The organism is Gemmata sp., from assembly GCF_051859125.1.
Lineage (GTDB): Bacteria > Planctomycetota > Planctomycetia > Gemmatales > Gemmataceae > Gemmata.
The window spans coordinates 14,338-28,985 of record NZ_JBHYGG010000262.1 but is presented as its reverse complement, the minus strand read 5'-3'; the positions used below and the strand labels follow the sequence as shown (position 1 = coordinate 28,985).

General features: G+C 68.1%; 12 protein-coding genes. 3 read left to right on the top strand and 9 right to left on the bottom strand.

The window, feature by feature from the left end; translation table 11 throughout:
- Nucleotides 1–12 precede the first annotated feature (12 nt).
- Together ACTIGN_RS25050 and alaS are read right to left on the bottom strand one after the other, a co-directional pair.
- Nucleotides 13–1,560 carry a sulfatase family protein gene (locus tag ACTIGN_RS25050; protein WP_439628990.1) on the bottom strand — a complete coding sequence of 516 codons (1,548 nt, stop codon included), beginning with the start codon at nt 1,558–1,560 and terminating at the stop codon, nt 13–15.
- 87 nt (nt 1,561–1,647) lie between these two features.
- A complete protein-coding gene (gene alaS / locus ACTIGN_RS25045; RefSeq protein ID WP_439628988.1) occupies nt 1,648–4,380 on the bottom strand; it encodes an alanine--tRNA ligase in 2,733 nt (910 codons plus the stop codon).
- 206 nt (nt 4,381–4,586) lie between these two features.
- Between alaS and ACTIGN_RS25040 the strand changes: the two genes are divergently transcribed.
- Both ACTIGN_RS25040 and ACTIGN_RS25035 read left to right on the top strand, forming a co-directional pair.
- Nucleotides 4,587–4,982: a CD225/dispanin family protein gene (locus tag ACTIGN_RS25040; protein WP_439628986.1), complete on the top strand. Its 396-nt coding sequence runs from the start codon at nt 4,587–4,589 to the stop codon at nt 4,980–4,982.
- Nucleotides 4,975–5,421 (top strand): DUF2752 domain-containing protein, encoded by a 447-nt coding sequence (locus ACTIGN_RS25035; RefSeq protein WP_439628984.1) that lies wholly within the window; start codon nt 4,975–4,977, stop codon nt 5,419–5,421. Before ACTIGN_RS25040 ends, ACTIGN_RS25035 begins: the two co-directional genes overlap by 8 nt.
- Here ACTIGN_RS25035 and larC read toward each other — a convergent pair.
- The 3 genes from larC to ACTIGN_RS25020 all read right to left on the bottom strand — a co-directional run bounded on the left by larC (nt 5,393) and on the right by ACTIGN_RS25020 (nt 7,315).
- Entirely contained in the window at nt 5,393–6,577 is a 1,185-nt protein-coding gene (larC, locus tag ACTIGN_RS25030; RefSeq protein WP_439628982.1) for a nickel pincer cofactor biosynthesis protein LarC, read from the bottom strand. The two genes, ACTIGN_RS25035 and larC, sit on opposite strands and share 29 nt — an antisense overlap.
- A gap of 43 nt (nt 6,578–6,620) precedes the next feature.
- Entirely contained in the window at nt 6,621–6,830 is a 210-nt protein-coding gene (locus ACTIGN_RS25025) for a hypothetical protein (RefSeq protein WP_144957422.1), read from the bottom strand.
- Between the two features lie 149 nt (nt 6,831–6,979).
- A complete protein-coding gene (locus ACTIGN_RS25020; protein WP_439628980.1) occupies nt 6,980–7,315 on the bottom strand; it encodes a hypothetical protein in 336 nt (111 codons plus the stop codon).
- Nucleotides 7,316–7,434: 119 nt separating this feature from the next.
- On the opposite strand from ACTIGN_RS25020, the gene ACTIGN_RS25015 reads away from it, so the two are divergent.
- Nucleotides 7,435–8,349 carry a dihydroorotate dehydrogenase gene (locus ACTIGN_RS25015; RefSeq protein ID WP_439628978.1) on the top strand — a complete coding sequence of 305 codons (915 nt, stop codon included), beginning with the start codon at nt 7,435–7,437 and terminating at the stop codon, nt 8,347–8,349.
- Here ACTIGN_RS25015 and ACTIGN_RS25010 read toward each other — a convergent pair.
- The 4 genes from ACTIGN_RS25010 to ACTIGN_RS24995 form a co-directional block, all read right to left on the bottom strand.
- On the bottom strand, nt 8,339–9,532 hold the full coding sequence (locus ACTIGN_RS25010) for a metallophosphoesterase (protein ID WP_439628976.1): 1,194 nt from the start codon (nt 9,530–9,532) through the stop codon (nt 8,339–8,341). The two genes, ACTIGN_RS25015 and ACTIGN_RS25010, sit on opposite strands and share 11 nt — an antisense overlap.
- 35 nt (nt 9,533–9,567) lie before the next feature.
- Complete coding sequence (locus ACTIGN_RS25005) at nt 9,568–10,707, bottom strand: VWA domain-containing protein (protein WP_439628974.1); 1,140 nt, start codon at nt 10,705–10,707, stop codon at nt 9,568–9,570.
- Nucleotides 10,708–10,837: 130 nt separating this feature from the next.
- Nucleotides 10,838–13,243 carry a DUF5682 family protein gene (locus ACTIGN_RS25000; protein ID WP_439628972.1) on the bottom strand — a complete coding sequence of 802 codons (2,406 nt, stop codon included), beginning with the start codon at nt 13,241–13,243 and terminating at the stop codon, nt 10,838–10,840.
- 239 nt (nt 13,244–13,482) lie between these two features.
- The gene (locus ACTIGN_RS24995) at nt 13,483–14,637 is read right to left on the bottom strand and encodes an AAA family ATPase (RefSeq protein ID WP_439628970.1); all 1,155 of its coding nucleotides are present in this window, start codon (nt 14,635–14,637) and stop codon (nt 13,483–13,485) included.
- Nucleotides 14,638–14,648 lie beyond the last annotated feature (11 nt).

Sequence of the window (14,648 nt, the reverse complement as noted above, 5' to 3'; positions counted from 1 at the left end):
CGGCCGGTTCGGTCAGTTCGCCTTCTTCTTGGGCAACCCGATCGCTGCCCCGGGCGGGTCGATCTCCGGGACCTTCAGCGAGGTGCGGAGCTGCACCAGTTCTTCCTCCAGTTCCTTCTGGACCTTGGCGTAGTCCTTCTTGTCGTACACGCTGGTCAGTTCCTGCGGGTCGGTCTTCAGGTCGAACAGTTCCCAATAGTCGCCGGGCGTCTCGTAGAAGTGGATCAGCTTGTACCGGTCCGTGACGACGGCGTAGTGCCGGCGGACCGCGTGCGGGCCGGGGTACTCGTAGTAGTGGTAGTAGAAGCTGGTTCGCCAGTCGGCCGGCGTGGCCCCCTTCAGCAGCGGGACGAGGCTGCGGCCCTGCATTTCGGCCGGAACCGGCACCCCGGCGGCCTCGAGGAACGTCTCGGCGAAGTCGACGTTGCTGACGATGTTCGCGTTCACGCTGCCGGGCTTGGCGACGCCCGGCCACCGCACCAGCAGCGGGGTCCGCAGCGACTCCTCGAAGACCCACCGCTTGTCGAACCACCCGTGCTCGCCCAGGTAGAACCCCTGGTCCGAGGCGTAGACGACGATGGTGTTGTCCGCGAGCCCCTCCTTGTCCAGGTAGTCGAGCACCCTGCCGACGCTCTCGTCCACGCCCTTGATGCACCCCAGGTAGTCGTGCATGTACCGGTTGTACTTCCACCGGACGAGGTCCTTGCCCTCCAGCTTCGCCTCGCGGAACTCCTTGTTCCGCGGCTCGTAGTACGCGTCCCACTCCTTCTTCTGCTCGGGGGTCAGGGCACCGGGGGTGACGAGCTTCGAGTCGCGCAGCGTCATCGTCCTGGCGATGGTCATGTCCTGCGCCTTCTCGGCGGCCCCGCGGCCGGCGTAGTCGTCGAACAGCGTCTCCGGCTCCGGGTACTTGCGGTCCTTGTCGTGGCCCAGGTGCCGCAGCGCCGGCTCCCACTCGCGGTGCGGGGCCTTGTGCTGGCACATCAGCACGAACGGCTTGTTCTTGTCGCGGCCCTTGAGCCAGTCGAGCGACAGGTCGGTGATGACGTCGGTGACGTACCCGGCGTGCTTCACCGGCTTGCCGTTGTCGTTCATCGGCGGGTTGTAGTACGCCCCCTGGCCCGGGAGGATGTGCCAGTAGTCGAACCCGGTCGGCTCGGAGACGAGGTGCCACTTGCCGACGATCGCGGTCTGGTAGCCGGCCTTCTGGAGCAGCTTCGGGAACGTGACCTGCGAGCCGTCGAACTTGTTGTTCGTGTTGTTGAAGAACCCGTTCGCGTGGCTGTACTTCCCGGTCAGCACGGTGGCCCGGCTCGGCCCGCAGATCGAGTTCGGCACCAGGCACCGGTCGAACCGCATGCCGCCGGTCGCGAGGCGGTCGATGTTCGGCGTCTCGATCAGCTTCCGCGGGTTGCCGTAGGCGCTGATCGCCTGGTAGGCGTGGTCGTCGGAGAAGACGAACACGATGTTCGGTTGCTTCGCCTTGGGCGCGTCGGCGGCGAACGACGCACCGCCCCCGAGGAGCAGCGCGAGGGCCGCGAGGCAGCAGCGTGTTTGCATGTGAGAGCCACAAAGTGAGGAGGGATGGGTACTGGGTTCGGCCGGTCGCGGCGCTGCATTCCAACGCAGCGCCGCACGGGCATTCGGTCACTTCGCGAGCAGTTCGCGGCCGAGGTCGGCGGCCTTCTTCAGCGCGTCGGGGAGCTTGCTCGCGTCCTTGCCGCCGGCCTGGGCCATGTCCGGCTTACCGCCGCCGCTGCCGCCGATGATCGTCGCGACCTGCTTCACGATGTCGCCGGACTTCATGCCCTTCTTGACGAGGTCGTTCGTCAGCGCTGCGATCAACGGCACCTTGCCCTCGTCTTCGGTCCAGCCGAACACGACGAACGCCGACGGGTTCTTCTGGCGGATGCGGTCGATCTGCGTGCGGACCGCGTCGACGCTCGTCCCCGCGGGGAGCTGGCTCACGATCAGCTTCGCCCCGCCGACCGTCGGCGCGTCCGCGATGACCGTGTCGATCACCGTGGTGAGTTGCGCCGCCTCGGCCCTCTTCAACTGCGCCTGGAGCTTCTTCACCTCGTCCTGCAGCACCGCGACGCGCCTCGGCAGCTCCTCGACGTGGCACTGGAACGTGCCCGCGAGTTCGTCGCACACGGCGCTGCGGTTCTGGACGTCGTCGTAGGCCGGCTTGCCGGTCACGGCGGTGATGCGGCGGATGCCCTTCGCCACCCCCTCCTGCGACAGAATCTTGAAGTACCCGATTAAACCCGTCCGCGGCATGTGGGTTCCGCCGCAGAACTCGACCGACTCGTCGTGCGTAAGCTTGTCAGGCGACTCGGCCCCGATCATCACCACCCGCACCGGGTCCGGGTACTTCTCGCCGAACACCGCCCGCACCCCCGGAAGTTCCTTCGCCTGCGCGAGCGGCATCTCGACGGCCGTGACGGGCTGGTCCATCACGACCTGCCGGTTCACGCGCCGCTCGATCTCGCGGAGCTGCTCGGGCGCGATCGGCTTGTCGTGGCTGAAGTCGAACCGCGTCTTCGCCTCGTCCACGAGCGAGCCCTTCTGCTCGACGTGCGACCCGAGGATCTGCCGCAGCGCCAGGTTGAGCAGGTGCGTGGCAGTGTGGTTCCGCATCACGTCGAGGCGGCGGATCGTGCCCTGGATCAGTTCGACGGTGTCGCCGACGGCCAGCTCGCCGTCGTGGAGGATGCCGACGTGCAGCACCGTCTCGCCGAGGCGCTGCGTGTCGGTGACCTCGAAGTCGGCCCCCGCGGCCGTGCGGACCGTGCCCGTGTCGCCGACCTGCCCGCCCTGCTCGCCGTAGAAGTTCGTGCGGTCGAGGAGCAGCGCGACCTCGTCGCCGGCCGCGACCGTGCCGCTGGTCGCGACCTCGTGGTCCTTCACCCAGCCGAGCACCTTCGCGGAGACCGGCACGAACTGGAACTTCGGCGAGTCGTCGGTCCTCGGCAGGTCGCCCTTCACGGCCGTGACCGCGAACTTCTTTCCGCCCTCGGCGGACTTCTTCTGGGCGACCTCCATCGCCTTCTCGAAGCCGGCCACGTCGACCGTCAGCCCCTGCTCCTGGGCCATCTGCTGCGTGATGTCGATGATGACGCCGTAGGTGTCGTGGAGCTTGAACGCCTCGTCGCCGCTGACGACCGTGCGGCCGGTCTTGGCCATCTCGGTGGTGATCTTCTCGAACAGCTTGATGCCGCGCTTCAGCGTGCGGAGGAACGCGGCTTCTTCGTCGTAGATCAGGTCGCTGACGCGCTGGGCGTTGTTCTTCAACTCCGGGAACGCAGAGCTGAAGTTCTCCACGACCGTCGAGACGAGCCGGTACAGGAACGGTTCGGTGGTGCCGAGCACCTGCACGCCGTAGCGCTCGGCGCGGCGGAGAATGCGCTTCAGGACGTAGTCGCGGCCGAGGTTGCCGATCACGGCCCCGTCGGTGAGCGCGAACGTGAGCGTGCGGATGTGGTCGCCGATGACGCGGTACGCCGTGTCCTTCAGGTCTTCGAGCACGCCCGTGTACGCGGGGGCACCCGTGACCTTCTGGACGGCCTCGAAGATCGGCGTGAACACGTCCGTGTCGTAGTTGCTGCTCTTGCCCTGTAGCACCGAGCAGATGCGCTCGAAGCCCATGCCCGTGTCGACGTGCTGGGCCGGCAGCGGCGTGAGGCTCTGGTCCTCGTTGCGGTTGAACTGGATGAACACGAGGTTCCAGATCTCGATGACCTTGTCCGTGCCGCCGTTGACGAGCGGGCCGCCGGTCTTGTCGGGCGTGCGGTCGATGTGGACCTCGGTACACGGCCCGCACGGGCCGGTGTTCCCCATCTCCCAGAAGTTGTCCTTCTTGTTCCCGAGGTGGATCTGTGCTTCGGGGACGCCGACGGCCTTCCAGAACCCCGCGGCCTCGTCGTCGCGGGGGATGCCGTTGGCCGGGTCGCCCTCGAACACGGTGACGTGCAGCCGCGTCTTGTCGAGCTTCCAGACCTCGGTGAGGAGTTCCCAGGCCCAGGCGATGGCGTCCTTCTTGAAGTAATCGCCGAAGCTCCAGTTCCCGAGCATCTCGAAGAACGTGTGGTGGTACGTGTCCTTGCCGACGTCGTCGAGGTCGTTGTGCTTGCCGCCGGCCCGGATGCACTTCTGCGTGTTGGCGACCCGCTTGACCGGCGGCTTCTCGGTGCCGAGGAAGTACGGCTTGAACTGGTTCATGCCGGCGTTGGCGAACAGCAGCGTCGGGTCGTCGTGCGGCACCACGGGCGACGAGGCGACGTTGGCGTGCCCGTACTTCTTGCAGAAGAAGTCGACGAACTGCTGGCGGATCTCGGTCGAGGTCGGACCGACGCACTGAATCTCAGTCGAGGAGGGCATGTCTGGGTCCCGAATATTGGCGAGCCGGGGCGCGTGCGGCCCCGGGGTCCGTTACCGGGAAGGACACGGAATTGCCCGGAAAGTTCAAGGGGTAGGGCACCGGTGGGCGCCGGTTCGGGGATTCGGGCCGGTTGGCGGTGGCGAACGGGCACCGCGTGCGATACGGTGACACCGTTTATCGTGTGAGTTCGCCCCGGAGCCGGAAAATGGCACGCGACCGTTATGACGACCCTCGGCCGTGGGACCGCGACGACGACCACAACGACGATCGGGGCCGCGGCCGCGGCCGCCAGGGCGACTGGGAGGCGCAGGACGACGACGGGTACGACCCGCGGCCCGCGGCCCCACCGCCCAACAACATGGCGCTCGCCGTGTTCACCACCCTCTGCTGCTGCACCCCCGGCGGCGTGGTGGCGATCGTGTACGCGTCTCAGGTCAGCTCGAAGTGGGCTCTCGGGGACTACGCGGGTGCCCAGCAATCGGCCGCGAACGCAAAAATGTGGTGCTGGGTGTCGATCATCCTCGGATTCGCGATCGGCCTCGCGAGCGCCGTCCTCCAGATCATGGCCGAACAGCAGCAGGCCGGCGGGATCCGTGGTTGAGCCGCGGGTCCGGGTCGGCCGGCCGCACCGGTGGGTGCGGGTGGCCCTGGTGGCGCTCGGACTGTGCGCCCTCGGCGGGGCGGGGTACCTAGTCGCGGTCACGCCGCCGACGGCGGACAGCCTGTACCCGAAGTGCGTGCTCTACCAAGCAACGGGTCTCCACTGCCCCGGCTGCGGCACCGGGCGGGCGGCGCACGCCGTCCTGAACGGGCGACTGGTCGGGGCAGCAGGGTTCAACCCGTTCGCCACGCTTGCGGTGCCGGTCCTGTTCGTGCTTGCCGTTCGACGGGCGGTGCTGTGGGTCAGGGGCTCGGACCGGCTACGGGCTCGCCGCTCGTCCCGGTGGGGCTGGGGGGTGTTGGCCGTTGTTGTCGCGTTCTGGGTGCTGCGGAACGTACCGGCGTACCCGTTCACGCTCCTGGCCCCGCCCGGCGAGTGACGGCGGCGTACACGTCGCGAAGTGCAACGCCCTGCTCGCGGGCGACGCGGGCGCAGTCGTCGTACTCGGGGGTGACGATCGCGAAGCCGTCGGCGCGCCAGCCCCGCTTCGCCTTCACCGGCCCCCACGGCGTCTCGACCGTGACGGCCTCGCGGCGGAGCTTCGAGCGCGCCGCGGTGTGCCGGCGGACGCCGAACGTGCCGGTCTCGCGGAACAAGATCGCTTCGAGTTCGGGCACCGCCGCGGGCTCGCAGATCACCGACACGAGGACCCCCGGCCGGCCCTTCTTCATCTGAACCTGTGCGACGAACACGTCGAGCGCCCCGGCCGCGAACAGCCGCTCCGTGCAATACCCCACGATCTCCGCCGGCACGTCATCGAGGTTGGTTTCGAGAACGGCGACAGTATCTGACTCGGGCGAGCCGGGAGCGTGAGCGGCCGGAGCCGCGTGGCCCACCATCAGCCGCAGGATGTTCGGGCGGTCCAAGAAGTCCTTCGTCCCGGCCCCGTGGCCGATCTTCTCGACGACCATCGCCGGCGACGCGGTGTACTCGGTCACCACCGACGTGAGGATGGCGGCCCCGGTCGGCGTGGTCAGCTCGAACTCGACCTTCGACGGGGCGAGCGGGACGCCCTTGAGGAGCTGGAGCGTGCCGGGCGTCGGCACGGGCATGATGCCGTGGGCGGCCTTCACGGTGCCGGTGCCGGTGGGCACTGGCGAACTCGTGAACCGCTCGACGCCGAGCAGGTCGAGGCCGACGGCCGCGCCGACGATGTCCGCGATGCTGTCGAGCGCGCCGACCTCGTGGAAGTGGACGCGCTCCAGCGGCATCCCGTGCGCCGCCGCCTCGGCCTCGGCGATCGTCTGGAATATCCGGCCGGCCAACTCGCGCTGCTTCGGGGTGACCGCGGCGCGTTCGAGGATCGCGAGGATGTCCGGCAGGAACCGGTAGTCCTCCTGGTCGGCGGCGATGACGTTCGCCTTGGTCGCGGCGAACCCGCACCGCTTCACCCGCTCGACTTCGAGGGTGATCGGGAGCCCGAGCGACCCGAGGGCGGCGTGGATCGCGTCGGCCGGAACCCCCGCGTCGAGTACCGCCCCCAGTACCATGTCGCCGCTAACGCCGCTGAAGCAGTCGAAGTGCGCAACTTGCACGATGGTCCCCTGAACGTCACCAGCGTCACCCGGACCGGGCGGGTCACGCCCCGTTTTCGCCGATGTCCTTCACGAGCGACCGGGCGACCTTGAACGCCATGCGGACGCTCATCGCCCGGCCCTCGATCTGGTCCGGCGTGAACGGCCGGGCCGGGTCGGCCTTCGCCAGGCCCGCGAGGTCCAGGGTGAGCGGGAGCAACTTCATGAACTCGGTCATGCGGTTCTGCTTGACCTCGGCGCTGACGGGTTCCACGGCGGTGCCCTCGGTGCTTGGCGAACGTGCGACGTGAGTTCGCCACGTCTTGTAGCCTACCGCCGCGACCGAACGATGTCACGCGGGCCGGCCCAGAAACGAACGAACCACCCCGGTTTTCGGGGTGGTCCGAACACGCGCGCCGGCGGTCACTCCTGCTTCTTGAACTTCTCCTTGAGTTCCTTGAGCTTCTCGGGGTCGATCTTCCCCTTGCCGCCGCCGAACTTGCCGCCGAACTTCTCCTTGAGTTCCTTGAGCTTCTCGGGGTCGAGGTTCTTGAGCTTCTCCTGGAACTCCTTGGCCTTTTCGGGGTCGAACTTTCCCTTGCCCCCGAACTTGCCCCCGCCGAACTTCCCCTTGCCGCCCTCGCCGGGCTTCTTGTCGCCGGCGTTGCGGGGGGCCGGAGCCTCCTCGGCCGCCTCGGCATACAGTGTCACAGAGCACGCGAACGCGAACAGCATCGTGGCGACGGCGGTCCGAAGCATCTGAAGTCTCCGTTGTCGGTGGTGCGGGGCACACCTCGCTAAACCCCGATCCCGCGGGCGGAGGACTGCTCCGGCCGTGAGAAATTGGTGAGAGCTTTCCCCCAGGTGAGACTCGAGAGATGCCCGACCTGTCCGTGACGCTCGGCCGCCTGACGCTCCGCAACCCCGTTCTCGTGGCCTCGGGCACGTTCGGGTACGCCCGGGAGATGACGCACTTCGTGGACTTCGCGAAGCTCGGCGGCGTCGTCCCCAAGACGGTGACGCAGGCCCCGCGGGCCGGCAACGCGCCGCCGCGGACGGTCGAAACCGCGTCCGGCATGCTCAACGCCATCGGCCTCGACAACGACGGCCTCGAACACTTTCTGGGCCACCACCTGCCGTACCTGCGCACGCTCCCGACCGCGGCCATCGGCAACATCGCCGGGAAGACCGAGGAGGAGTTCGTCGCGATGGCGGCCCGCGTCGCCGAGGCGGGGCAGGGGCTCGCGGGGCTGGAACTGAACCTGTCGTGCCCGAACGTGTCCGGCGGGCTCGACTTCGCGACCGACCCCGAGGTGACGAAGCGCATCGTGCGAAGGTGCCGCGACGCGTGCCCCAACATACCGTTGCTCGCGAAGCTGACGCCGAACGTCACCGACATCACCCTGATCGCGAGGGCCGCGGCCGACGGCGGTGCGGACGCGGTGAGTGCGGTGAACACGTTCGTCGGGATGGCCGTGGACTGGCGGCGGCGGAAGCCGATCCTGGGTAACGTGACCGGCGGGCTGAGCGGCCCGGCGATCAAGCCGCTCGCTCTGCGGGCCGTGTGGCGCATCGCGAAGCTGAAGGCGGTCCCGATCGTCGCCGTGGGCGGCATCGCAACGCTCGACGACGCGATGGACTTCCTCGTCGCCGGCGCGAGTGCGGTCCAGGTCGGCACGGCAAACTTCTACGACCCGACCGCGAGCGTGCGGATCGCCGAAGCGCTGCCCGACGCGCTGCGGCTCCTCGGGGCCGAGCGGGTCTCCGACATTATCGGCACGCTCAACGCCTGACGCCGCGGGTGAGCGTGAGGCGCATCACCTGCGGGTTGCACCGGAACCGGAGCGGCTCCTTCCCGCTGAGCCCGCGGTTCACCACCATCACCGTTCCGGCGCGCTCGAACACCCCCTGGTCGAACCGCCGGCTGTACACGCTCGGCACGAAGATCGACCCGATCACCGGCACGCGGATCCCGCCGCCGTGGACGTGCCCGCACAGCATCAGATCGATCTGGTTTGCGACGCCCCAGTAGAAGTTGTCCGGCGTGTGGCTCAGGCAAAGACGGAACAGCTCCGCGGGCGTGCCGGTGAGGTCCGGCGGCGGCACGAACCACGGCCCCTCGTGACCCACGACAACGCACGGCACCCCGCGGACCGTCACGGTTTGCCACCCGTTTCCCACAACGGCGTACCCCGCGTCGGTCAGTGCGGCGCGAACCTGCTGCGGGTGGTGGTGCTTGTCGTGGTTGCCGAGAATCGCGAGCTTCACCCCTGTCGCCGAGAGCCGCCCGAGCACCGGGCCGATCCATTCGCGGTGCGTGTCGGTATCGACGTAGTCGCCGATGAGACAGACGAGGTCGGGCGTCGGGCCGGTCAGGATGTCGTCGACGACGCGGTCGAAGAACAGCCGCGACGGCGTGCCGTGGAAGTGGACGTCGCTCACGACGAGGATCGTCAGCCCCTCCCACTCGGGCGGCAGGTCGGGCAGGGCGAGCGTCGATTCGGTGAAGTCCACGCGGAAGATCTGGTTGCCCGGGAGCCGCGCGACGTAGGGCATCTTCCCATCACCGATGAGCGGCTCGCCGCACTCGGCCCACAGGTCGCGCGTGCGGGTCGTTTCGGAGACGAGGCACGCCGGCGGCTTGCGGACGAACCGCAGCACGGTGATCGCGGGGAAGACGAGCCCCCCGACCACGAGGCACACGCCGACGTAGCCGAACCCGAGCGCGTCGGTGGGGTCGGGCCACGCGGGCCGCGACGCGAGCAGACCGTCGATGAACGTGAACGGGTGCGTGAGCAGCCACCAGCACATCTGGAGGAACGCGAGGATGACCACCGCCGTGACGAGCCGCCACGCCTTGAGGAACGGTTTCGGGAGCGGGCGGCCGAACAGGTTGCTGAGGAGCACTGTCCAGATGCAGGCATGACCGACCCACGCGACCGCGGCGACCACGAACAGAAGGGGTGTTCCCGTCATACGAGCATGGTACGGCCGCCGGCCCGCGGCGGCACTCAGCCGCGGATGATCTCGGCCATGCACTCGGCGAGCTTCTCGGGGGTGCAGACCAGCACGTCCATGCCGACCTTCTTGAGCTTCGTTGCGGTCGGCTTGTTGTAGAACGGCCGCGCGTCGTACCCCAGGGCCGCGAGGCCGATCAGCCGTACCCCGCAGTCGCCGAGGTACTTCACCTGGTCGACCATCGCCTTCTCCGCGGGGCCGTCGCCCTCGTAGAAGTCGCTGATGAGCACGAGGATGGTGCGGGCCGGCTGGCGGATCAGGTTCGTCGCGTACTTGAGCGCCAGGGCGGTGTCGTTGCCGCCGCCGAGTTGCACCTTCATCAGCACGTCCACCGGCTGGCCGAGCTTGTCGGAGAGGTCCACGACGCGGGTGTCGTACAGGACGAGCGACGTCTTCATCGCGGGGAGTTCCGCGAAGATCGACGCCATGATCGCCGAGAACACCGTGCTTTCCAGCATCGAGCCCGACTGATCGACGACGACCACGATGTGCCACGGCTTCTTCTTCCGCTCGGCGGCGTAAAAGAACACGCGGTCCACCAGGAGCTTGCCGGACTCGCGGTCGAAGTTCTTGAGGTTCTGGCGGAGCGTGGTCTTCACGTCGAGGTTGCGGAACACCTTCCGCGGCGAGTGCCGGTCCTTGCGGATAGCGCCGATGATCGTCTGCTCGACCTGCACCTGCATCTTCCGCTTCAGCTCCTCCACGACCTGATCGATGATCTTGCGGGCCAGCACGCGGGTCTTCGGGTTCATCAGGTCGCGGTGCGTCATCAGGGTCTTGGCGAGTTCCAGACTCGGCTCGATCTTCTCCAGCAGTTCGGGCTTCTCCAGCAACTCGGCGATGCCGCGGCGGCGCACGAGTTCCTTCTGCATGACCTCCTTCGACTGGTTGGGGAACAGTTCGTTCACCCCCTCCACCCACTCGGGAACGGTGAGCCCCTCCGACTCGCCGCCGGCCCCGCGCTCCCCGTGCCGCCGGCGGTTGGGCTTCCCCTTGCCGCCCTCGTCGAACAGGAACCCGACGAGTTGCTCGACGCGCTCGGCGTCGCCGTCGCCCGCGCAGGTGATCCCCTGCTGCTCGGCGACCTTACCGAGGACGAGACGCCACCGGGCGAGCGTGTGCGGATCGTTCATGGAAGATTCACCCAAGAGGATTAACCACAGAGGCACGGAGACACAGAGAAAACCAAAGGAGGATTGCTTCAATCACTGACGTTCACCTGGCTTCTCTGTGTCTCTGTGTCTCTGTGGTTAGATCGGATGCTTACAGTGGCCAGACCTTCAGGGTGGTGGCGACGGCCGAGTCGAGGCGCGCGACGAGCGCCGTGGCGCTCAGGCCGCCGGGCATCGCGGTGACCTCTTCGTGGCCCCCGAGGCCGTAGCGCTTGGCGACCGTGCCCGCGAGCGACTCCTTCTGCGAGCGGCCAAGTCGCTCGATGGCGGCCCGCAGGCGGGGGAGCATGACGAGGAACGACTCCCAGTCGGCGGCCTTCAATAACTCGTCCACCGCACCGACGAGCGCCTCGGCCCCGAGCATCACGGACGTCCGCGACACCGCGAGCATGCCGTCGAGCAGGTCTCCCGCGGTTACCATCACGGACGGTGCGGCGCGAGCCAACCCCGACACTTCCGCGGCGAGCGCCTCGGCCGGCAATTCGCGGATCTCGCAAAGCAAGCCGAGGAACGCGCCCCGAAGGAACGGCACCGTGGACACGCCCGCTGCGGTCCGTGCCGCCTCCGCGAACAGCGAGCGGTCGAACCGGGCCTTCTCGGCTCGCTGCACCACCTCGGCGACCGAAATCAGTGAATCGACCACGTGCTGCTGCTCCTGCTCCGGGGCGCTCGCGGCGTCGGGGAGCGCGAAGCACGCGCGGTCGTAGCAGCGGGTGAGCAGGTCATCGAGCGTGTCGCGGCGCAGCCCGCGGAACGCGGCGAACTGGTCGAGGTGCCCGAGGTGCTGGAGCGCGACGGCCTGCGACACGAACGACGGGTCGGCGTCGATCGCGGCCCCGGAGGCGTCGGCCGCCGACTGCACGAGGTCGGGCACGTCCATGTTGACCGCTTCGACCAACTGCTCGCACGTCTTGCCCGCATGCGTGCCGACCTTCGCCATCTCCTCCTGGAGCCGCCCGAGTGCGGCCGCCTCGACGGTGTCGCCGTACAGGTTCTGCTCGATCAGGTGCGGCTCGGTCTTCGGGTCCCACTTGAGCTGCCAGTCCTCGCGGAACAGCGTGCCCGAGAAGTCGCCGCCGGCGCTGGTCATCGCGGCGAACGGCACCTTGAGGAACGCGACGCGGTGCAGGAACGCCGACCGCCGCGCCGCGAGCGGTTCGCGCTTGTCGAGTTTCAGCGCGAGCTTCTTTTCCTTGCCGAGCACCTCGCCCAGGTCGAGGTCCGCGAGTTGCGTGTGGAAGTCGTTGACGATCGGCAGCCGGCCGAGCTTCGCGGTGACCTTCCCGATGCGGGTGCCGACGCCGGCCGCGTCCATCGCCGCGAGGAGCTTCGTGCCCTCCTCGGCCGGGTTCCCCTTGCAGCAGCAGGTGACGAGCGCGTCGTGTACGTCGTCGAGCGTCGGGTGTGCGCGGCCGCGGAGCCGGGCGAGCATCCCGGCGTGGTGCGTGATCGCGATGGCGTCGGCCGTCGAGAGCGGATCGCCGGCCTTCCGCACCTGCCGCAGCACCGTGATGGCGTGGTCCAGCGCGACGTCACCGGCGCGGCCCGCCAACGTGAGGTCGTAGCACGTCTGGTAGAACTGCGGGGCGCGGTTCCCGGCCCCGTAGCCGGACATCTCCGAGATGCGGAAGTACGAGTACGGAACGACCGTGGTGTACACCGTTCCGTCGGGGCAGGGCGGGGGCGCGACGCGGTCGCTGCGGTCGAGGAACAGGTGGAACCCGCCGCACACGACCATCGCCTGCTCGGGCTTCAGCTTCTTCGCGGCGAGCGTCTCGCGGATCACCTTGAGGAAGTGCCGCTCGCGCTCGACGGTGCCTTCGAGTTGCTCGGCGGCGTGGTCCGAGGTCATGCGGGCGGCGCAGCAGAACGTCGCGAGTTCGCGGCGGAACGCTTCGTGGTCCGTGTCGTGCGGGTTCTCGAACAGCGAGTCCCACGCCTCGTCCCACGACTTGTACCCCGCGGCCTCGGCGAGGTGCCGGTAGAAGCCGGACGTGGTGATGAGCCGGTCCTCGGTCGGCTCGGGCGGCGGAGCCCCCTCGCCCTCGCCCTGCGGCTTGATGAGCGCGTGGTGCGGCAGGTCGATGAACACGACCTCGGCCCCAAGTTCGGCGGCGGCCTTCATCGCGACGTACTCGGGCGAGTACGGCACGAGCGGGTACCACACCGCGAACCGTGCGGGGATGTCTGCGGCGGCGCTGGAAACGCCGTTCAGGCCGAGAACGTTGTTGTCGTCGCGGTACGACGAGTAGATGGCGACCGGCGGGGCAGTCGCGCTGTCCGTGATGAACGGCACGAGGTGGTTCGCCTCGTGCGGTCCCTCGATGAAGATCACTTTCGGCTCGCGGGCCGCGATCGCGGCGCGGACGTGCCGGGCGGTGTTCGGCGAGTGGTGCCGCACCGGGAACCAGTGCAGCGCATCGGCCAGCACGGCCTCGACGCGCCGACCGACCTCGGCGGCGTCCAACCCGGCGTCGCGAAGGGTACTCTTGGTCATGATCGCGTTTTCTCATTGATTCCGGACAACACCCCCACCCCACCTCCGGAATCAATTTTTGAACTCCGGAACCATATTAACCGTCCGGAAGAAAGTTCGTTAGATTAACGCTTCCGCGCGTTTGGCCGCCGCAACTTCTTCAATGAACTTCTGTTGTGCCGCTGAGGTGCCAGCGGACGACGCCAGTCGAGCGCCTGGGCGGCTCCTCAAATCCCTCCCACCGGAAACCCGGCCGACGCTCACAATTGTTCGACGAGCGCCTCGTGGAAGTCCTTCCAGCTCTTGTCCTTCGCGGCGCGCTTCTTGGCGACGAGCGTCGCGTACTCCTTGAGCGCGACCTTGTCCTCCTGGTCCTCCTTCACGACGGCACCGACCATGTTGCGGGCGATGTCCGCGGGGCCGACCTCGCCGGCCCCGAAGAACCGCGAGTGCAGCGCCGCGTCGAGCGCGACGCCGATCGCCTCGGCGGTGGACATCGGCGTGCTCGGTTTCTTGAGGCTCACCCCGTCGGTCGATTTGCCGTTGCGGATCTCGCGGAACACCGTGGCGAGCAACTCGATCACCGACGGGCTGAGTTTCATGGGAAGGTTGTACCGCTCCAGCAACTCGGCCGAGCGCTGCTGCACGAGCTTCACCTCGGTCTTCTGGTCGCCGATGATGGGGATGTAGACGTAGTTGAACCGGCGCTTGAGTGCGGCCGACAGCTCGTTCACGCCCTGGTCGCGGGTGTTCGCGGTGGCGATGACATTGAACCCCGGCTTCGCGAACACCATGTTGTCGTTCGGCAGTTCCGGCACCGCGACCGCCTTGTCGGACAGGATCGAGACGAGCGAGTCCTGCACGTCGGGCACGCACCGGGTGAGTTCCTCGAACCGGAGCAGGCCGCCGGCCCGCATCGCGACCATCGTCGGCGACGGGATCATGTTCTGCGGCGTCGGCCCCTCGGCGATGACGCGGGCGATGTTCCACGAATACTTGACGTGCTCCTCGGTGGTGCCGGCGGTGCCCTGGATCGTGAGCAGCGACGTTCCGCACACCGCGGCCGCGAGGTGCTCGGACAGCCAGCTCTTCCCGCACCCCGGCTCGCCGACGAGCAGCAGCGCCCGCTCCGACGCGAGCGTCACAATGGCGCGCTCGACGATGCCGTCGTCGCCGAAGAACTTCCGCGTGATCGGCACCTCGGTCGTCTTGCCGCTGATCGTCGCCTTCAGCGTCTTTCCGCCGACGATGTACAGCAGCACCGACCGCGGCGACATCCGCCAGTTGCTCGGCGGCGCATCGGCGTCGTTCTGCCGCAGCGCTTCGAGCTGGTCGGCGTACCGCACCTCGGCCGGCTCGCGGAGAACGTCGGCTGTGGTGGACTGGGGAGCAGCGGGTGCGGGTTTCTTGGCCATTTGTTTACTGT